Source organism: Methylobacter sp. (assembly GCF_036845245.1).
Taxonomy (GTDB): Bacteria; Pseudomonadota; Gammaproteobacteria; order Methylococcales; family Methylomonadaceae; genus Methylobacter_A.
The window spans coordinates 37,748-55,712 of sequence record NZ_DAIUEH010000017.1 but is presented as its reverse complement, the minus strand read 5'-3'; the positions used below and the strand labels follow the sequence as shown (position 1 = coordinate 55,712).

The 17,965-nt window shown below is 46.2% G+C and carries 21 protein-coding genes; 8 read left to right on the top strand and 13 right to left on the bottom strand.

What is annotated here, in order from left to right; all coding sequences use genetic code 11:
* Window positions 1-273: 273 nt before the first annotated feature.
* The gene (locus V7051_RS09375) at window positions 274-1,038 is read left to right on the top strand and encodes an exodeoxyribonuclease III (RefSeq protein ID WP_333874670.1); all 765 of its coding nucleotides are present in this window, start codon (window positions 274-276) and stop codon (window positions 1,036-1,038) included.
* 14 nt (window positions 1,039-1,052) lie between these two features.
* Window positions 1,053-1,685: a uracil-DNA glycosylase family protein gene (locus tag V7051_RS09370; protein ID WP_333874671.1), complete on the top strand. Its 633-nt coding sequence runs from the start codon at window positions 1,053-1,055 to the stop codon at window positions 1,683-1,685.
* 141 nt (window positions 1,686-1,826) lie between these two features.
* Here V7051_RS09370 and V7051_RS09365 read toward each other — a convergent pair whose 3' ends face one another.
* The 10 genes from V7051_RS09365 to nifH all read right to left on the bottom strand — a co-directional run bounded on the left by V7051_RS09365 (window position 1,827) and on the right by nifH (window position 9,738).
* Entirely contained in the window at window positions 1,827-2,045 is a 219-nt protein-coding gene (locus V7051_RS09365; RefSeq protein ID WP_333874672.1) for a Nif11-like leader peptide family natural product precursor, read from the bottom strand.
* 64 nt (window positions 2,046-2,109) lie between these two features.
* Window positions 2,110-3,072 carry a hypothetical protein gene (locus tag V7051_RS09360; RefSeq protein ID WP_333874673.1) on the bottom strand — a complete coding sequence of 321 codons (963 nt, stop codon included), beginning with the start codon at window positions 3,070-3,072 and terminating at the stop codon, window positions 2,110-2,112.
* 9 nt (window positions 3,073-3,081) lie between these two features.
* Window positions 3,082-3,849 (bottom strand): 4Fe4S-binding leucine-rich repeat protein, encoded by a 768-nt coding sequence (locus tag V7051_RS09355; protein ID WP_333874674.1) that lies wholly within the window; start codon window positions 3,847-3,849, stop codon window positions 3,082-3,084.
* Between the two features lie 15 nt (window positions 3,850-3,864).
* Window positions 3,865-4,131, bottom strand: coding sequence for a DUF6129 family protein (locus tag V7051_RS09350; RefSeq protein ID WP_333874675.1), 267 nt, complete (start codon window positions 4,129-4,131; stop codon window positions 3,865-3,867).
* On the bottom strand, window positions 4,128-4,838 hold the full coding sequence (gene nifX / locus V7051_RS09345; RefSeq protein ID WP_333874676.1) for a nitrogen fixation protein NifX: 711 nt from the start codon (window positions 4,836-4,838) through the stop codon (window positions 4,128-4,130). The genes V7051_RS09350 and nifX overlap by 4 nt, the downstream gene beginning before the upstream one ends.
* 4 nt (window positions 4,839-4,842) lie before the next feature.
* On the bottom strand, window positions 4,843-5,043 hold the full coding sequence (locus V7051_RS09340; RefSeq protein WP_333874677.1) for a 4Fe-4S binding protein: 201 nt from the start codon (window positions 5,041-5,043) through the stop codon (window positions 4,843-4,845).
* Window positions 5,044-5,053: 10 nt separating this feature from the next.
* A complete protein-coding gene (nifT, locus tag V7051_RS09335) occupies window positions 5,054-5,269 on the bottom strand; it encodes a putative nitrogen fixation protein NifT (RefSeq protein WP_333874678.1) in 216 nt (71 codons plus the stop codon).
* A 343-nt stretch (window positions 5,270-5,612) separates the two neighbouring features.
* Entirely contained in the window at window positions 5,613-7,184 is a 1,572-nt protein-coding gene (gene nifK / locus V7051_RS09330) for a nitrogenase molybdenum-iron protein subunit beta (RefSeq protein WP_333874679.1), read from the bottom strand.
* 85 nt (window positions 7,185-7,269) lie between these two features.
* The gene (nifD, locus tag V7051_RS09325; RefSeq protein ID WP_333874680.1) at window positions 7,270-8,751 is read right to left on the bottom strand and encodes a nitrogenase molybdenum-iron protein alpha chain; all 1,482 of its coding nucleotides are present in this window, start codon (window positions 8,749-8,751) and stop codon (window positions 7,270-7,272) included.
* Window positions 8,752-8,853: 102 nt separating this feature from the next.
* On the bottom strand, window positions 8,854-9,738 hold the full coding sequence (gene nifH / locus V7051_RS09320; protein WP_333874681.1) for a nitrogenase iron protein: 885 nt from the start codon (window positions 9,736-9,738) through the stop codon (window positions 8,854-8,856).
* An 868-nt stretch (window positions 9,739-10,606) separates the two neighbouring features.
* Between nifH and V7051_RS09315 the strand changes: the two genes are divergently transcribed.
* From V7051_RS09315 to V7051_RS09305, 3 genes are read left to right on the top strand one after another with little or no spacing between them, the layout of a single operon-like run.
* On the top strand, window positions 10,607-11,446 hold the full coding sequence (locus tag V7051_RS09315) for an SIR2 family protein (RefSeq protein WP_333874682.1): 840 nt from the start codon (window positions 10,607-10,609) through the stop codon (window positions 11,444-11,446).
* Window positions 11,446-11,883 carry a hypothetical protein gene (locus V7051_RS09310; protein ID WP_333874683.1) on the top strand — a complete coding sequence of 146 codons (438 nt, stop codon included), beginning with the start codon at window positions 11,446-11,448 and terminating at the stop codon, window positions 11,881-11,883. The genes V7051_RS09315 and V7051_RS09310 overlap by 1 nt, the downstream gene beginning before the upstream one ends.
* Before the next feature lie 31 nt (window positions 11,884-11,914).
* On the top strand, window positions 11,915-13,135 hold the full coding sequence (locus tag V7051_RS09305; RefSeq protein ID WP_333874684.1) for a (Fe-S)-binding protein: 1,221 nt from the start codon (window positions 11,915-11,917) through the stop codon (window positions 13,133-13,135).
* Between the two features lie 100 nt (window positions 13,136-13,235).
* Here V7051_RS09305 and V7051_RS24645 read toward each other — a convergent pair whose 3' ends face one another.
* Window positions 13,236-13,532 carry a type II toxin-antitoxin system RelE/ParE family toxin gene (locus tag V7051_RS24645; RefSeq protein WP_442919642.1) on the bottom strand — a complete coding sequence of 99 codons (297 nt, stop codon included), beginning with the start codon at window positions 13,530-13,532 and terminating at the stop codon, window positions 13,236-13,238.
* A 4-nt stretch (window positions 13,533-13,536) separates the two neighbouring features.
* Entirely contained in the window at window positions 13,537-13,752 is a 216-nt protein-coding gene (locus tag V7051_RS09300; protein ID WP_333874685.1) for an addiction module protein, read from the bottom strand.
* Between the two features lie 443 nt (window positions 13,753-14,195).
* On the opposite strand from V7051_RS09300, the gene V7051_RS09295 reads away from it, so the two are divergent.
* The 3 genes from V7051_RS09295 to V7051_RS09285 all read left to right on the top strand — a co-directional run bounded on the left by V7051_RS09295 (window position 14,196) and on the right by V7051_RS09285 (window position 16,901).
* Entirely contained in the window at window positions 14,196-14,705 is a 510-nt protein-coding gene (locus V7051_RS09295) for a DUF4365 domain-containing protein (RefSeq protein ID WP_333874686.1), read from the top strand.
* Entirely contained in the window at window positions 14,702-15,820 is a 1,119-nt protein-coding gene (locus V7051_RS09290) for a hypothetical protein (protein ID WP_333874687.1), read from the top strand. Before V7051_RS09295 ends, V7051_RS09290 begins: the two co-directional genes overlap by 4 nt.
* A gap of 187 nt (window positions 15,821-16,007) precedes the next feature.
* Window positions 16,008-16,901 carry a CPBP family intramembrane glutamic endopeptidase gene (locus V7051_RS09285; RefSeq protein WP_333874688.1) on the top strand — a complete coding sequence of 298 codons (894 nt, stop codon included), beginning with the start codon at window positions 16,008-16,010 and terminating at the stop codon, window positions 16,899-16,901.
* A gap of 9 nt (window positions 16,902-16,910) precedes the next feature.
* Here V7051_RS09285 and V7051_RS09280 read toward each other — a convergent pair whose 3' ends face one another.
* A complete protein-coding gene (locus tag V7051_RS09280) occupies window positions 16,911-17,951 on the bottom strand; it encodes a phytanoyl-CoA dioxygenase family protein (protein ID WP_333874689.1) in 1,041 nt (346 codons plus the stop codon).
* Between the last annotated feature and the right edge of the window lie 14 nt (window positions 17,952-17,965).

Here is a 17,965-nt window from a genome sequence, read left to right as displayed (position 1 = left end):
TACAGAAATGGCCATCATACGCATTGCAACCGATAACACTGAAGGTGCCAATGTGGTGGCAGCAACTTGAAGATGAACATGAAGATATTGTTATATCGGTCAATCCTGACGCATGCACAGGAACTTTGATTCTTACCGCCCAGATAGTGTATTTTAGCGGGTATTTGACTGAACCGGTTTAGCAACGAGCCTTTAATGTGAATCCCGTTTACCCGAGGCTCAGGACATTCTTATTGAAAGCCTCAACTCCAACCTATCAGAAGGAATAATCGCATGAAAATAATTTCCTGGAATGTCAACGGCATTCGCGCAGTACAAAGCAAAGGCTTTGCCGAAACGCTCTTGCAGCTTGATGCCGATTTTATTCTGCTACAGGAAACCAAAGCGCAGGTCGATCAAATTGACAAGGCGCTGGAAGGCATCGACAACTACCATATTTATTCCAATTGCGCCGAACGCAAGGGCTATTCCGGCGTTACGATTTTGTCCAAGAAAGAGCCGCTGCAAATTATCTGTGATATTGGTATTGCCGAGCACGATTTGGAAGGCCGCGTGATTGTCGCCGAATTCGAAAATTTCTATTTGCTTGATGTGTATGTGCCGAATTCCGGCGAGGCATTGGCCCGGCTGGATTACCGGCAAACGTGGGATCTTGAGTTTCTGGCTTATTGTCAGCAACTGCAAAGCAAGAAACCGCTGATTGCCTGCGGCGATTTTAATGTTGCGCACAGGGAAATCGATATCGCCCGTCCGAAGCCGAATTACAATAAATCGTCCGGCTATACGCAAGTTGAAATAGACGGTTTCAGCCGTTTTCTCGACGCCGGTCTGGTCGATACTTTCCGGCATTTCTATCCGGATACTGTCGCCTACAGTTGGTGGAGTTTTCGCGCAGGAGCCAGGGTAAAAAACATTGGGTGGCGTATCGATTACGTGTTGACCAGTCAACCGCTGGTCGATAAAGTCAAGCAGGCTTTTATTCTGCCTGAGATTATGGGGTCGGACCATTGTCCGGTCGGCATCGAAATTGATCTTTAAAGACGCTTAAGCTGATGCCTATATCTGAACAACTGATGCGCGCCCACCGCGCTGCGTTAGCAAGTTGCAGCAAATGCCCCGAAATGATTGGCCCGGTTGTGAGTGGAAGCCCAGTACTATCGCCTATTTTGCTGATCGGCCAAGCGCCCGGCGATAAGGAAGGAGGTTTCGGTAAACCGTTTGCCTGGACCGCAGGTAAAACGATGTTCAAATGGTTCGAGCGCATTGGGCTTGATGAAGAGACTTTTCGGCAGCGTGTTTATATGGCCGCGGTGTGCCGCTGTTTTCCGGGCAAAAATCCCAAGGGCGGCGACCGTGTGCCGAGCCCGGCTGAAATCGGTAATTGCGCCGGCTGGCTGCAAGCGGAAATCGAATTGCTCAAGCCGGCGCTAATCCTGCCGGTCGGTAAACTGGCGATCAGTCAATTAATGCCGGTCAATAAACTGAATGATGTGATCGGAAAACTGCACCCCGTTACCTTTCATGGTCATCGCACCGAAGCAATCCCGCTGCCCCATCCGTCAGGTGCATCGACCTGGCATCGGACTGAGTCGGGCCTGGCGTTGTTGGAGTCGGCATTGACGATCCTGCAACAGCATTCGTCCTGGCAACAAATCTGCCATTCTCGTATGTTGGGTGTTTTATAGATAGATGTAGAGGTCTACTACTTACGTCGATGTAGACATCGGAAGGATGAGATTTGAAGGGCGAGGGGACATAATGTAAGAGTCCCAACAATTCGGCATGCCGATTATTGGGACTCTTATCTCATGGTTAACTTACTGGACTTAAACTCTCAACAGAGCCTTAGCCATTCTTTCAGAAAGTTGTTCTTCGACAAATTGCGGTTCATTGGGGGGATAAAGTTCCACTTCATCCAGTTCGAAATTATATTCTTTGCCCAATGCGATCAGCTCTCTGATTTTTTGAACGGCCAACAGTTTTTCTTTTAATTCAAGATCTGTTTTAGCCTGTTCAGAGAATGCTTTTATTTGTGCAATTGACATTGTGTTTACTCCTATTGTGAAAATTACTGCATTACAACGCAGTTGATGAAAAAGCCAGTGCTGGTTACACGTTGTAAGGCGTGTTAATCCAGTCTTTAAGTACCGCGACATCGCGTTCGGGTAAATAAGAAAAATCTCCGCTAATATCCTTAAAAACAGCTATGCCGCTTTGCGGAGAGACCAGTTTGCCTTTAACCATATAAAAGAACCAGGCAAACGGATAACCCGCCTGGCGATCGAAACGGGTTAACAGGTTATGCAGCGAAGTGCCTTTTTTGCCGCTAATATCCTCCAGTTGCGGCACGTTTTTTTGTTGAGTATTAATAACTTCAACGTTGATTATTTGTTCGCCAAAGCGTCCGGTATGCCTGAAAGGCCGGACAATCCAGTCATCGGAAAGCGCGGCTTTTTGCTGGGCGCTACTCCGGTTCCAGTCATCCATAAAACGTTGTACCGGATGTTCTGTGATATGGTATTTATTGATTTCATCCATGAAAATCGACACGTCAGTTTTACGTCGATAAGAATAACGTGACGTTCCAATACAGAATGTTTCTGTGCATTCCGGGTCCAGTGGATCAATAAATTCTTCTAAGTCTTCCGGCGGATTATGATCATTAACAAGTAGCCGATCCGACATCTCATGCGTTTTATCAATGTCGATCTGTACGAATTGTTCTGCTTTACTGCCGGTTTGAATAACAAAATACAGCGTATTGCCGGTTTGTCGCGTGGCAATCAGCTTTTGTTCACGTGCGTGATCAATCAGGGTTTGCAGGTTTTTGCCGCATTCGATATAGGTTCTTTCGGTCCATTCAATCAAGTCGTTGGCGATACGGTTGCCGTCCATATCGACAATACCGCCCAAGCGATACCATTCTGCACCTGTCCTGGCTAATCGAATCGGATAGCCAGGGTTTAATGATTGAAGCTGGGAAAGTAATAATTCATCATCCTGGCCGGGCAGGGTATGCTTACAAATTTTCGCAAGCTGCTGCCCATCAAGTTTAAAAGGTTGATCAGCCATACACTTTTCCTATTTCTCATTCCCATGTGTTGCATGGGCAATGCTGGTTAATCTTTCTTGCGCCGCCGCCCGGACATCAGGCTCCGGATCATCAAGCAGACTGGTCAATGCTTCGGGAGCAACGCGCTGGGCCGCGGTATAACGCACTACCCAGTCGGAATCATTCAACATGATAACCACATCATCAGGGTTCATCCGCTCGGCAATAATGCGCCTGACTTCAGGTGCATTATCATGAACCATCAAACCCAGGCTGACTTCGGGCAAACGTTCTGCAACGGTTTTCCGTACTTGCAGATCGTCATCGCGAATAAAACGAAACAGGCGTCCTTCCGGCAGTCTTTTGGCTATCGTCAGCCTGACGATATAGTCTTTATCGTCAGCCATCTTTTCCAGATCTTCAGGAGCAAGGCGATCCGCTACCGTCATGCGTACTTCTCTATCTGGGTCATCTATTAACAGGGATAGTTGAGACACGGGTATCCGATACGCGACAGCCCGCCTAACCACTTCATCTTCATCATGAATCAGGTCAGCGAGTGCTTTCTGCGGCGCATAACGGACGGCAATAGCACGTCTTTCCCAAAACTTGTCGTGTAGATAGTGCTCGGCATAACCGGGGTTAACGCGAAAAAAGCGGTCGATCTGTCGGCCGCTTTCCACGAATACGCAGGTATCGCCGGGCATACAACGCCCCATTAGCAGGGTTTTGCCGCGAAAAGGACATAAGCTGCAATCGGCAAAAGGAACGCTGACAGGGCTTTCACGATCGGACATGCTGTAAGTCCCCGGTTATTCAGGAATAATCTCGGCAACAACGATGCCTGTTGCAACATCATAGTCATTGGTCAGGCATAGGCAATGTTCCCGGCTATCAATTAAATAAAGATTAAAGTCTTTATGCTCGATGACCGGCTTACTATTTGGCAGATCGTCATCCATACAGTAAGTAAAATGGATGGATTGGTATTGCTGTCTTAGCGCTGAAACCGTAGATTCATCGACACCCGACGCTTCGATTTCTGCGGCTATTGCAGTGACTTGGTTTGTAGTAATCATCCCGTTGCTTCCCTTTCAAATCTAAACCGATCGCTTGCATCAATACCCATGACTTTAGCCAGCCAGGGCGGCGGTGTTCCGGCAATAACGGTTTGTAGCTGGTCGATGATGTCGGCAATGGTTTCAACGCCGGGTAGCTTCATCGGATGAATGCCCAGTTTAACAATTTTTGCTGCTGCAGGGCCGCCTACCGAAGCGATATAAAGTACCTGGCAATCCTGAATCAGTTCGGCCCTGAAGACGTTTTTATCATCCACTTCAAGGCCATGAGGTATTTCAGGGTTGCGAGTTTCAATTAGCCGGGCTTGGTCGGCTGAAACCTGGTAAATCATAAATTGGCTGCAAGAACCGAAATGGCCGTCAACGTTAATGCCGTCATTACTGGCACAGGCGATACGGACGGAACCGGGCATGTCGCCATCCTTATAAGCTTCTTGTCTTTGCACGGCTGACTGAGTATCCAGGCCGGATTTCAGAATGCTTAAAGCATGGATCAATAAAGGTTCGTCAATATCTAAAAATTCACCTGCTTTCGCAGTCTTAAGGCTGTTCAGGCTAATGCCGACAATTTTTTCTTCGGTGATGGGAAGGCCGATGCAATCAGTTAATACTGAAAGCAAGCGTTTGGCGTCAGTATCGGGCAAAGCACGAGCTGCCAGCCCGATACGTAAAGCCAGTTCTCGTGAGAGTGTAGCCTGGCTGTTCATCTGCTTATGCCTCTAAAGGCAAAATGCAGTTATCGATAGGGCATACTTTAACGCATTGGGGCACGTCAAAGTCACCTTCGCATTCGGTGCAGGTTTTTTTGTCGATTTTAAAGACAATAGAACCTTCTGTGATTGACATGGTAGGGCATACTGGTTCGCAGTCGCCGCATGAAATGCAATCCGCTTCAACAATATATAAGGCCATGATTACTCTCCTAATCTAAACGTTTTGCGCGCAAGGTAACGGGAAAATCCGGTTGTTCATCAATGGGCTCAAAATAATACCGTGAACCGTCGCTGAGCAGAACTTCGCCGCCCCATTTATCGGGGCTATCGAATTCAACAGATTCCGCCACTTCTTCCAAATCTTTTTTGGGTACGTAGAAGACTAATTTGCCCTCTGCATTTTTTTTCAACATGACACTAGGCATTGAGTTCTCCGTTTACACGCATTTAATGGTGTTAGGCGATTGCGGTCGCCTTTATACCTATTTATTTAAGTACATTGATTGATTCACCACGAAGACACGAAGTTCACGAAGAACAAAAAGTAAAAATCTTCATGTGCTTTATGCACCCACGGCCGGACGGGGCATGTTGCCCCGTTCGAAACGTTTCGTGTTGGTTTAAGCGTGGTTATTTTGCTCAAACATCGCAAAAAACGTTGGGACGTGGTTACAAACCCCATCCCGCTTTGGTGAAACACGAAGTTCACGAAGAATCAAACTAATGCCTTCGCGCCCTTCGTGTGCTTTCGTGGTGAAATTTTCTGACTTAACGAATCAAATCGTAGTTATAGTCAGTTGTACCCATACCTTTGGTTTCTTTATCCAACTGTTCCAGTACGGCATTAACCAGGGTTGTCAGCATATAAATAGCGCCTTCATAACCCAGAGTTGTCATTCTGTGCAGGTGGTGTCTATCAAAGATAGGGAAGCCAATGCGGATTAATGGAACTTCAAACTCTTCGCCTTTATAGAAAGTATCACGTTGAATGAATTTGCCGTAAGAATTGCCGATCATGAAATCCGGTTTGTTGGTAAATACCAATGAACGGAAATGCCATAAATCTTTGCCGATATGAACTTCTGTTTTTTGTCCATAAGGCGAATCCTGGCACATTTTATCCATGGCTTTTTTCCAACGTTTGTTGGCATGGTTGCACAATACATCGGTCGGTTCAGCACCCATTTCCAGCAGGAATTTGGTCATGCCCATCACGAAATCCGCATCGCCGTACAAGGAGAACTTTTTGCCGTGCATCCAGGTATGCGAGTCAGTCATCATGTCGACTAGGCGACCGCGCTCAAGTTCCAGAGAAGCAGGAATCGGTTTGCCGGTCAGTTCGGAGATTTTCATCAGGAATTCATCGGTCCATTCCAGACCCATCGGAATATTGATGGCTGTAGCTGGTTGATGCCAAATGTTTTGTACGAACTTTTTAGTTTTTTCCAACTGCCAAGGTTGCAACAATAAGGTATCAATCGCATTAGGCGCGTCTTTAAGTTCAGCTTGGGTAGTACCGCCGGCATACATACGGAAAGTACCGTCAGCAGGTGTATCCAATACTTCGGAAGGATCGCTCATTAATGAGTAATCAACGCCCATTTCCTTCATCATGCGGTGCATGACGCGGAAGTTACCCAGATAAGTTTCAAAGCCCGGAACCAGGTTGATCTTGCCATTTGAACCGACTTTCTTATCGTCCATATGGTTCAAGGTAAAATACTTGATCATGCCTTCGAACATGTTATCCCAGCCGGTGGTATGACTACCGACAAAGCTTGGAGTATGAGCGAAAGGTGTTGGATAATCCTGTTCGACATGTCCGGCTTTTTTAGCGTTATTGATGAACGCATTTAAGTCGTCACCGATAACTTCAGCCATACACGTTGTTGAGACTGCAATGATGTCAGGTTTGTACAAAGCCTTGGCATTTTCCAAGCCGGCCATCATATTTTTTTGTCCGCCGAAAACCGCCGCATCTTCAGTCATGGAGTCAGAAACGCAGGCAACAGGCTCTTTAAAATGACGGTTGAAATAGGTACGGAAATAAGCGACACAACCTTGCGAACCATGAACATAAGGCATGGTTTTTTCAAAGCCTAATGCGCACAATACAGCGCCTAAAGGCTGACAAGCTTTAGCAGGGTTTACTGTTAATGCTTCACGGTTAAAGTTGAGTTCTTGATATTCTTTAGTAGTAGTCCACTGAAAGACTTCATCAATTGTTTCCTGAGGGTGACGCTCTTCGTAAGCTTCACGTTTATTTGCCAGACTTTCCTTATATTCATCGTTACGGAATAAAGGATAACTCGGTTGTATGTTTTCGACTTCTTGACTCATGATAATCTCCTACGCGCCACTAATCTGTGGACGACGGTTGAAGGAGTAGGAGCGGGAAAGGGGGGAAGCCCGCTCCTACACAAAATTAAGCGCTTGCAGCGATCGCTATGTTTGAACTTTCAGCTGTTTTCCAGGGCACTTTCACTTGCTTCCAGCAAGGGTTATTCAGTGTCATGTCCATATCGCGGGCAAAGATGGCAAAGCCGTCATAGCCATGATAAGGGCCGGAATAATCCCAGGAGTGCATTTGGCGGAAAGGGATACCCATTTTTTGGAAAATGTACTTTTCTTTGATACCGGAACCGATCAAGTCAGGTTGAACTCGTTTAACGAATTCTTCAAACTCATAACCTGTTACGTCATCATAGATCAGCGTAGCGTTACCCATTTCTTTGATAGTACGATCGTAGTCATCGTTATGACCGAATTCGTAACCGGTACCGACCACTTCCATGCCCAAATCTTCATACGCACCGATAACATGACGTGGGCGTAAGCCTCCGACATAGAGCATCACGCGTTTGCCTTGCAGACGTGGTTTGTATTTGGCGATAACCGCATCGTATTCAGCCTGATATTTAGCGATAACTTTTTCAGCGCCTGCTTGAATCGTTTCGTCAAATAACGCAGCAATTTTGCGTAATGATTCGGCAATTTTGGTAGGACCGAAGAAGTTGTACTCAATCCAGGGGATTTTGTATTTTTCTTCCATGTGCCGTGCAATGTAGTTCATTGAACGATAGCAATGGATCAAATTCAGTTTTACCTTAGGCGTTTTTTCCATTTCAGCAATCGTACCGTCACCGGACCATTGAGCCACTACACGCAAGCCCATTTCTTCCAGTAAAGTACGCGAAGCCCATGCATCGCCGCCGATGTTGTAGTCACCGATAACAGCGACATCATAAGGCGTAGTGGCAAAGCTTTCATCGCCGTCACGGTTTTCCAATACCCAATCGCGAATCGCATCGTTAGCAATGTGATGGCCCAGTGATTGGGAAACACCGCGAAAGCCTTCGCAACGAACCGGCACAACAGGCTTGCCGATTTCTTTGTTGGCTTTTTTGGCGACCGCTTCAATATCATCCCCAATCAAACCGATCGGGCACTCAGATTGAATACTGATACCTTTGTTTAATGGAAACAATTCTTCGATTTCGTTCATGATTTTGGCAAGCTTTTTATCGCCGCCGAAAACGATGTCTTTTTCAGTGAAATCGGAAGTAAAGTTCATTGTACCGAACGTATTAATACCGGTGGTGCCGACATAATAGTTACGGCGACCGGCGCGCGAATATTGTCCGCAACCGACCGGGCCATGCGAGATATGAATCATATCTTTAATCGGGCCCCAAACCACACCCTTGGAGCCTGCGTAAGCACAACCACGAATGGTCATTACGCCAGGTTGGGATTTACGGTTTGAAGTAATACATTTGTTCGATTTTTCCACGGATTGATCGTTGACCGCTAAATGCTTAGCACGATCTTTCCTTGCTTGTTCGGGATAGACTTCCAGCACTTCTTGAATAAGCGCTTCGGTCTCTTCTTTTGTTAGAGCTGCCATGAGTGTCTCCTACTTATGCCGTGGGTAATCTCCCAACAGACAGGTTTTAGGACTAAAATCCGTAGAGATGCAATAACTTGCACCTCTACGGTTGTTCATTTATTAAGCGGTTGCTTCTGCTGCTGCAGTTACGCCGATAATAGATTCATCTTCTTGATCGATAATGCCGAATTCCATCATCAATTCTTCCAACTCATCCATAGTGATTGGAGTAGGGATAACGAAGTTTGTGTTATCACGAATTTTGGTAGCCAACTGACGGTATTCATCAGCTTGTTTTGCTGTTGGTTCGTATTCGATAACAGTCATACGACGAATTTCAGCGCGTTGTACAACGTTGTCACGTGGTACAAAGTGAATCATTGTCGTGCCGATTTTTGCAGCCAAAGCCGAGATCAATTCATCTTCACGTGCAGTTTCACGTGAGTTACAAATTAAACCAGCCAAACGTACACTGCCTGAGTTAGCGTATTTCACAATACCTTTAGCAATGTTGTTAGCCGCATACATCGCCATCATTTCGCCCGAGCAAACGATGTAAATTTCTTGCGCCTTGTTTTCACGGATTGGCATGGCAAAACCACCACACACAACATCCCCAAGTACATCATAAAAAACGAAGTCAAGTTCATCGTCATAAGCACCTTCTTCTTCTAAGAAGTTAATCGCTGTAATAACACCGCGACCCGCACAACCAACACCGGGCTCTGGACCGCCTGATTCAACACATTTGATACCGCGGTAACCCGCTTTCAATACATCTTCTAATTCTAAATCTTCAACACTACCTGCTTCGGCAGCCAAACTCATAATAGTAGTTTGGGCTTTCGCATGAAGGATTAAACGAGTAGAGTCAGCTTTGGGATCGCAGCCGACAATCATCACTTTGTTGCCTAATTCTGCTAATGCAGAAACCAGGTTTTGAGTTGTAGTAGACTTACCGATTCCACCTTTACCGTATATTGCACATTGACGTAATCTAGCCATGGTCTTCTCCTCTTTTTAGGACGTTGTTGTTAATGACATTAAGACTAAAGCAAGGGGTGTGCCAAGTGCTTTAATCGTACTTATCTTATTGAATTACAATGATTATTGCTATTCAATCAAAGAGTGAAGAACGTTGTATTTCAAACATTTTGTTATGTTCTGTAAGCTTAGTAACAGTGCGGTTTTTTAATACTATCTTTGTTTCAGAGGATAGTTGTATGTACTGTGCAAGTGCGCTGGATGGCTTCACTAGGAAGATACGAAGAACACAACGTTTTATCGTTCCCACGCTCCGACGCACTGCCATTAGGTTAAGGATGGACTGTCCCTTCTCCCTCAGGGAGAAGGTTAGGATGAGGGGATCAAATAAAGCTTTTGCCTTTTTTATTCTCCTCACCTTAACCCTCTCCAGCAGGATGCCTACAGGGATGTAGGTAAGTAGAGCAATACAGGAGCAATTGCCGAGAGGGAGCTTTTTTCTTAACTTAATGGCAGTGACGCTCCGGCGTGGGAATGCAGTTTGCGACGCTCGGCGTCGTGTTTACTACACTGTCTAATATGCCGAAGTAAGGTGCGATGTCATTGGGTGGAGTCTAATTCAGGTTTTGGACTTAATCGTGCCCACTTTAAAGTTGCACTATCTAAATATAGAGAGGTCAATGTAGTGAAGGTTTTGTGTTTGTATATAAGTCAAGCGACAGAAGGATTGTCATAAACAGGACAAAACGTCATCAGCATTTACCGGTAAATCAAGTTAGCTAACTTTATTTTAATCAGCTAGTTATATCGTTTATCAACAAACCGTAAGAAACTGGATTGAATATTGCTTAAGTAAAAAATATACACATACTTAATAATGGAGTTTGCAATGTCTTCTACTGATTTTTCTGAAATACTTGATGGATTGTACGAAAACAAAGTTGTACCTTATCTGGGGCCGGGAGCGGTTTTTGATGCAACCAATAAATTAACCGGAGCACCGATGCCTGCCGATAGCCATAGCCTGATTTTAGCTATGAATAACGGCAACCCGATGGCACCTAAGTTGATGTATGAGTTTCCCAGAGCGGCGATGAATCAGGAACTAAAAAGAGGCCGGAACTTTTTGGGGCAGTTTTTGACCAAGCTTTATGGCGAAACCGAGTATACGCGTGCAGCTGTACACGATTGGTTGGCGGAGTGGCGGCCTGCTTATGTTGTTGACATAAATAGGGATACCCAATTGCAAGACACCTATTCCGATGAAGAGCATACGCTGATTGTCGGTGTCGCAAGAATCACCGCCAGCCAGTTCCGCTTCAAAATATATCACTACGACGGCACTGATTATTTTGAAATCCCGCAAGAGCAAGTTGACCGCAGACTGCCTGTTTTATTCAAACCTTTGGGTACGCCCAGGCCGGAAGCCAACTACATCGCTTCAGATGCCGATTATGTCGATTACATCACCGAGTTAATGGGAGGTTTTGCTATTCCCGACTTCCTTAAAGAGTACCGCAAGGGCAAACAATACCTGTTTATAGGCGTGCCGCTGAACAGGGATTCTGAGCGCATGGTAATGAGCGACATCGTTTATGGCGCGGCAGAGAAAAAAGGTTGGGTTTTAAACAAAAACCCAACCGATAAAGAAATACGCTATTGTAAAAAAATAGGTTTGGAAATCATTGATGTGGATGTCGAAGAGCTATTGGCTACCGTACTTGTCTAATGACCCAGTCCAATATATTCAACAACCATCGTCTATTGCTTTACTACAAAGGCGATATCAGCGCGTTGATTCTGTTCGCCCAGCACAGCAACGGCAGCATCTGCTTTCCGGAGCCGCTGCCGGCTTTGTCCAGTGCACTGGAACCTGAAGAATTCATCAGCGAAAAAGTCAGTACTCATCCGGCAATGCTGCTCAACAACATCAATCAGCTTTTCCAATTGGACAACGACCTGTTGCGCGTCGAGCCGGAATTTAGCGAACAAATCGACGCGCCCGGCGGCATCATCACCGTCCACATGGCGCGCTTCATGTTACTTGATCCACCGCACAAACTGATGCAAAGCCGGGATTGCCGGATGAGAACCTTGCCGGAACTGCGCGGCAGGCCACCCGCGGAAATGGAAATGTTGCGCCGCGCTTATGCCAAAGTGATGTAGGTCCAAGATGTTTGATTTCATGGATATGGGCATGAGCTACGATGAGCCCGGCGAACTAGTCGGGTCCGGGCCTTATATCCCGGATGCCGGGGAATGCATGCGCTGCGGCATCTGCGTTAGCAGCTGTCCGACCTTTCGCTTGTTCCAGATTGATGAAGAAACCCCACGCCGCCGCATTCGCACCATCAGCAAGATCTTGGTTGAAAACCAGCCGATCAGCGCCGAGGAACGGATGCATCTGGATAACTGCGTGCAATGCCGGGCCTGCGAAACCGTCTGCCCAAGCCGGATGGCTTACGGGCCGTTGTTCGATCAGGCTCAGGCCGAGTTAAAGGTTCAGCCGAACCGGTTAGCGAAACTGGCGTTCAAGCTGATTGAAAATAAAGATTGGCTGAAGCGGCTAATGCCGCTACCGGCTATTTACCTGAAATCGGGCCTGCAAAAACCGTTGCGAAGCACCGGATTGTTGGAAAAACTGCATTTGGCCGATGCCGAAGCTTTACTGGCTAAACCGGCATTGCAGCCTTTGGCTGCCTCTTATCCGGCCGGCGGCACCAAACGCGGCCAAGTTGCATTATTCACCGGCTGCATTGCCGAATATTTCGACCGCGAGACTTTGCTGGCGGCAATCAAGCTGCTGAATGCAATCGGTTACGAAGTGCTGGTGCCGCCGCAACAAGGCTGCTGCGGCGCGATACATCAACATAACGGCCAATCCGCGGCCGGATTGATCGACAACAACATCGCGGTATTCAACGCGCTGGAAGTCGATGCTGTCTTGCACACCGCTACCGGCTGCGGTGCGATGCTAAGCGAATATCAAAATGACGATGAAGCAGGGCAACTGTTTCGGCAACGCTTAAACGATATCAGCGAATTTTTGCTGGAACACTGGCTGGACGATTTACAACTGGCGGCATCCGGGCTGACAGTCGCAGTCCACGAGCCATGCAGCCAGCGCAACATCCTCAAAAACCAGCAAGCCGTTTATGCATTGCTGCAAAAAATTCCCGGGTTAACTGTTGCCGCATTGGCCGACAACAATATCTGTTGCGGCTCAGGCGGCAGCTATATGCTGACGCATCCCAACAATGCCGCGCAATTACGGGATTTAAAACAGCAAGTCATCGCTGATGCTTCGGCGGATTTGGTGGTTAGCGGAAATTTCGGTTGTGCTGTTTATCTGAACGCCGACGGGGGCAGGGTGGAGCATCCGTTATTGCTGCTGGCTCGGCAGTTGCCGGTTATGTAATTTATCTAGGACGGGTAGAGTAGCGCGACTTGTAAAGCACGTAGTGAAACCCATCACAAACAATCACCTAGCTTCTGTGCTCTATCAGGTGCGAATCCGCTTAAACATTTACTATACGGCTTGACCAATAGTCCGGTTTTCTACTGTTATGCATCACTGCAACGACATAAATTGATTGGCCAGTTTCCCGATAAATCACAGAAAAGGGAAACTTGGATAGTAAGAATCTTCGAAAGCCTCTATCGAAAAATGGCCATGTTTGAGGAAATTCAATAATCACTTGATAAGCCGATTCGAGTTCATTCAAGAAGTCATCTCCTAAACCTCCAGCCTGATTTTGGTACCAGACATACGAAGCCTTGATTTCAGAAGAAACTTCGGGATGGAACCGTAACAAATTCTTATCCTTTAACTTCTTTTTTTATTTCGTCCCAAGATACGGACTCAACCTTGCCGGAAACAAGTTCTTGAAACCTGCTTTCAGCTAATTCCGCCCAGGCTTGATCAACCCCTTCGTCTTGTTTTGTTTCAAGAGAAGAAATTAGACAATGGGCGACTAAGGCCCTCTCGTTAACATTCAATTGTTTTGCGTTTTCTAAAACTTGATTAATGTTCATAACTGATTTATCCAATAATTTTCGCTTTTTAATTTTAACATGGCAGTCCAAAGCACATAACCCATGATTTTTTCGACAAATGGGGTGCACGACGGCTGTTCAACCTATGTAGTGTTTATGTCGTTGATATAAATCATTCAATGGTAAATTAATCGAGTTTGAACCTGAAAAGTACGGTAGTTCTCAATTATGTAAGATGTCTTATTTCTGGTTATTCGATAATGTTCTGTTGGCAGAGTGGATTGTTAGACCTTAGTTAACCACAAGAATTATGAATAATGATAGTATACCGCCCAATCCGCTTAGGTTTGTTACTACTGGAAGTGCATCATCTGCGATTTAAGGGCTTCTTCGTTTCAATCTGCTCTGTGGTTTCTAGGCGTAATCCACAGTACCTGTTAGGTATGTACAAACACAAGTTAAATATATAGCGAATTGTGCAAATGTTGCCGACCCAAACAATAGAAGAACTGATAAGCATGTCTTATGTGAGCGCTGTTATCGCAAGCTCTGGATTTGCTCCTAATACCATTGCCAAAGACTATGGTGTGGACTTGGAAGTTCGACGTATCGAAACCTTTAACTCAAAAAGAATTGACTTAGGGGTAGTGCTGGAATTTCAGTTGAAAGCAAGCATTAATTGGGAAACCAAGGATGATCACGTTATATTTGATTTGGAAGCCGATGCATATAATCGATTAGTTTTTAGAAGGGACAATGCCTCAACGCCTTGCGTCCTTGTTCTTTGTTGTTTGCCAAAAGAAGAAAATAGTTGGCTGCACGTGTGCGAAGATGAATTGGTTATTAAAAAATGCTGCTACTATCATTTCATTGACGGGAAGGAAACTGGAAATAGTAGTTCAAAGCGCATAAAGATTCCACGCACCCAACTACTCACGCCTTTATCAATTCAGGAATTGAGTAAAAGTAACTATGGCGGAGCATTGTCATGAACCGAATGGCGGACATGAATCGTCTTTTAGAACGTATCAGTTTATTTGACGTTCGCTCCTATCTCGAACGAAAAGGATGGCGTTTAACAATTCGTAAAGAGCGATGGGTTATTTTTCGCTTAGAAGAGAATCAAGAATCTGTAGAGCTGGTGTTGCCATCACAAGATCACTTCTCAGATGTGCGCGAACGTATTTCCCAAACGGTTTTATCATTGAGTCAGATAGAAGGTCGCACCACGAGAGAAATATGCTCAGCCATTATCGAAACGAACACAGACTCTTTACTTATTCGTTTACAAATTCCTAGTAATAGAGCGTCTATCCCTGTCGAAGAAGCTCCGAGACATGTGAAAGCCATCAATGAGCTAATTCTCTTTTCAGCATGTTCTGAGGTTGATGCTCGGCAGCATTATGAAAAGCCGCTATCAGGTTCATCTGAAATCATGGGCGACTTTGAGTTTTGTCATACATTCGCTGGAAGTTTCGGTTTCGAGGTTTCATCAGCTATTGTAAAACCGCTGCAAACTGATGACTTATTTAATCCTCCGAAGGCACGACTAATTATCGAAAGGCTTGCTAGAGGCTTGACGTTACTTGATAAAGCTGTCCAAGGAAATGACCCAGAAATTTTGATCCAAGCTTACAAATATGCATTTAATGCACGGATGTGCGATGCCATTACTGACATCGGAATTGATGGCAAAGTTACTTTTAATGTCGGTATTGAATGGGCTTCATCGATTCTGCCAGCTGAGGACGTCCGATCATTTAATGAGCAGATAATCAGCGAACCGCAAATCAATATGTTGAAGCATGTCTCCGAACAGCTGAAAATTGTTCATCCACGCCCAGATAGTGTAAGTGGGTCAGTTATCAATCTCCACTGTGCGAGCAACCCTGTTGAGGGGCATTCAAAAAGGAGTGTCGCGTTAAAAGTGCGCCATAATCAATATGGTAATATCGAAGTTAAAATGAATTTGAGTCCAGAGTATTATCTTTTGGCAATAGAAGCGCACACGAAAGGAAAGCTCCTAAATGCAATAGGTCAGCTTCAAAGAAAAGGAAACGTTTGGTCGGTTGATGCGATCACTGAATTGGAGATTGTTACAGACTAAATATTCGCTCGGCGAATTGTATATATGAAATGCAACGAGATACTGGGCATCGGAGCTCCATGAAACTCCGTATTACGTAAGTTCATTAGCATGGGGTAAGACAGGAAGCTCATAAATCACAGGCGGCAACAGATGAGCTTCAGTTATAGACCGACTTATTCTGCAACAACCAAATAACAAGGCCATAATGATCCAGCTAAACTCCGCAACACTCATCACCTACGGCCTTTTAACATTGGCGCTGCTCGGTTTATGGTTGCCTAGAACACCTTATTTTCCGCGCTATGCGCCGTGGGCTGTTCTGCTTGTGATCGCCATTATTGCCGGGCTGTTTTTTAACATCTTGCAGCCGATGGCTTTATTGTGGATTGTTTTACTTGGAGTTAGCACTTGGGCTTTAACTCAGAAAAATTTTGGGTTAGCCATCAATAGCGCGCTATTCGCCATCGTTTTCTTGTTATCCGTCGGCCTGTTAACGCATCAGTTGCCTGGGTTTAGCAACCCGAAAATTATTTCTAATTTACATTTCAGCGACGATGCGATCCCATACGATAAATACCTGAATTTCGACAACGTTTTAGTCGGTCTATTCATCTTGGGCTTCGGCCATCAGCGTTTGGCCGGTGTTTCGGAATGGCAGTCGACGCTAAAAAGAATGACGTTTGTTACACCGCTAACCTTGTTTGCAGTGATGTGCCTGTCATTATTGCTCGGCTACGTGCAATGGCAACCGAAATGGACGCCGGTCTTTTTTGTTTGGGCGTGGGGCAATTTGTTTTTTACCTGTATTGTCGAGGAAGCGTTTTTTCGCGGCTTTATTCAAAAATACCTGATGCAGGGATTGTCAAAAGTCCGCTACGGTGATGCGCTTGCGATAGCGATTACGGCGGTTTTGTTCGGTTTGGCTCATTACATGGGCGGCAATAACTACATTCTGCTGGCAACGGTTGCTGGTGTCGGCTATGGCTGGGTTTATCGTCATACCGGGCGTATAGAAGCTTCGATTCTGACGCACTTCAGCTTAAATTCGCTGCATTTGCTATTGTTTACTTACCCGGCACTGGCTACGTCAATGCGATAGACGAGCCGTTTATTTCCAGACAGGATGGATACCGTAATCGTGGGGAAACAACTTAATGTATTGCACCACGCGCGGATAATTTGCCAAATTGCGGCCGCTGCCGTGCGGCAAGGCATGGTGCCAGAGCACGAAATCCCCGGCGGAACCGGTGACCGGGACCGGTCCCAGGCTTTCCAAATCCTGTTCGCGCGGATTTTGTTCAGGTGGAAGTTTTTCCAGCCATTGATCGATGCGATGATGAAATCCCGGCACGCAGCGGAAGGCGCCCTGTTCGGCGCTGGTATCGCTTAAATATAACAGGCCCTGGATGCCGAACGGAATCGGCAACGCAAGGCTGACATCCCAATGCAGGCGGCTGGGGCCGGAGATATCGATGCCGTCGCGCTCAGGCCGGTTCAGGCTGGACCTGTCTACAGTGACCCACAAATCGTCGCTTCCCCAGAGTTGCTCGAACGCTTTGCGAATACGCGGCGACGCACGGTTTTTATTCAGGGCCGGATGTTGGAATAGCGACACCCAAAACGTATGCTCGTCATCGTACCAAGACTCGGGGTTTTGCGGGTCCATACCGAGAAAGTCCCATATCGCCGTTTCGGCTTCCCGGCAATCCTTCACGGAAACCGCGTTGCGCAGCACCACGTAGCCGTTTTTCCGCCAACACGCCAAGTCATCTGCCGACAGCACCGGTTCTTGAATGTCTTTTCCCTCAATCGGATAGCTCTGGTGCGCTTGTTCAAGATAACATCTAACCATTTTATTGAGGCGCTGCACTAGGGCGCGATCAGGGCCGCCGCCGAGCTGTTGCGCAATCCATTGTTCGAATTCGGCATAACTCGGGCGCTTATGGAACAGGTATTCCGCCGGTTCGACGATACCCAAGCCCAAGCCTTGCATCAGCGTAAAGTCTAGTCCATATTCATTCCTCACCTTTTCCTGATCAAGCCGGCCCTCGATTTCCAGCAGCCGTTTGGACCAATATCGCGGTAAGTGGAGCAGGCCCAGCTCGCCGGTTTTCATCGAAGAAATGCTGAGTTCGGGTTTTGTAATCATATGTTTTTCTGTCT

Excerpts from the sequence above, each read along its gene's own strand:
- V7051_RS09370 (WP_333874671.1), top strand. The coding sequence starts at position 1,053 with ATGCCTATATCTGAACAACTGATGCGCGCCCACCGCGCTGCGTTAGCA.
- V7051_RS09350 (WP_333874675.1), bottom strand. The coding sequence starts at position 4,131 with ATGATTACTACAAACCAAGTCACTGCAATAGCCGCAGAAATCGAAGCG.
- V7051_RS09285 (WP_333874688.1), top strand. The coding sequence starts at position 16,008 with ATGATCCAGCTAAACTCCGCAACACTCATCACCTACGGCCTTTTAACA.
- nifK (WP_333874679.1), bottom strand. The coding sequence starts at position 7,184 with ATGAGTCAAGAAGTCGAAAACATACAACCGAGTTATCCTTTATTCCGT.
- V7051_RS09365 (WP_333874672.1), bottom strand. The coding sequence starts at position 2,045 with ATGTCAATTGCACAAATAAAAGCATTCTCTGAACAGGCTAAAACAGAT.
- nifT (WP_333874678.1), bottom strand. The coding sequence starts at position 5,269 with ATGCCTAGTGTCATGTTGAAAAAAAATGCAGAGGGCAAATTAGTCTTC.
- nifH (WP_333874681.1), bottom strand. The coding sequence starts at position 9,738 with ATGGCTAGATTACGTCAATGTGCAATATACGGTAAAGGTGGAATCGGT.
- nifD (WP_333874680.1), bottom strand. The coding sequence starts at position 8,751 with ATGGCAGCTCTAACAAAAGAAGAGACCGAAGCGCTTATTCAAGAAGTG.
- V7051_RS09375 (WP_333874670.1), top strand. The coding sequence starts at position 274 with ATGAAAATAATTTCCTGGAATGTCAACGGCATTCGCGCAGTACAAAGC.
- V7051_RS09340 (WP_333874677.1), bottom strand. The coding sequence starts at position 5,043 with ATGGCCTTATATATTGTTGAAGCGGATTGCATTTCATGCGGCGACTGC.
- V7051_RS09280 (WP_333874689.1), bottom strand. The coding sequence starts at position 17,951 with ATGATTACAAAACCCGAACTCAGCATTTCTTCGATGAAAACCGGCGAG.
- V7051_RS09315 (WP_333874682.1), top strand. The coding sequence starts at position 10,607 with ATGTCTTCTACTGATTTTTCTGAAATACTTGATGGATTGTACGAAAAC.
- V7051_RS09300 (WP_333874685.1), bottom strand. The coding sequence starts at position 13,752 with ATGAACATTAATCAAGTTTTAGAAAACGCAAAACAATTGAATGTTAAC.
- V7051_RS09295 (WP_333874686.1), top strand. The coding sequence starts at position 14,196 with ATGTTGCCGACCCAAACAATAGAAGAACTGATAAGCATGTCTTATGTG.
- V7051_RS09290 (WP_333874687.1), top strand. The coding sequence starts at position 14,702 with ATGAACCGAATGGCGGACATGAATCGTCTTTTAGAACGTATCAGTTTA.
- V7051_RS09310 (WP_333874683.1), top strand. The coding sequence starts at position 11,446 with ATGACCCAGTCCAATATATTCAACAACCATCGTCTATTGCTTTACTAC.
- V7051_RS09360 (WP_333874673.1), bottom strand. The coding sequence starts at position 3,072 with ATGGCTGATCAACCTTTTAAACTTGATGGGCAGCAGCTTGCGAAAATT.
- V7051_RS09355 (WP_333874674.1), bottom strand. The coding sequence starts at position 3,849 with ATGTCCGATCGTGAAAGCCCTGTCAGCGTTCCTTTTGCCGATTGCAGC.
- nifX (WP_333874676.1), bottom strand. The coding sequence starts at position 4,838 with ATGAACAGCCAGGCTACACTCTCACGAGAACTGGCTTTACGTATCGGG.
- V7051_RS09305 (WP_333874684.1), top strand. The coding sequence starts at position 11,915 with ATGAGCTACGATGAGCCCGGCGAACTAGTCGGGTCCGGGCCTTATATC.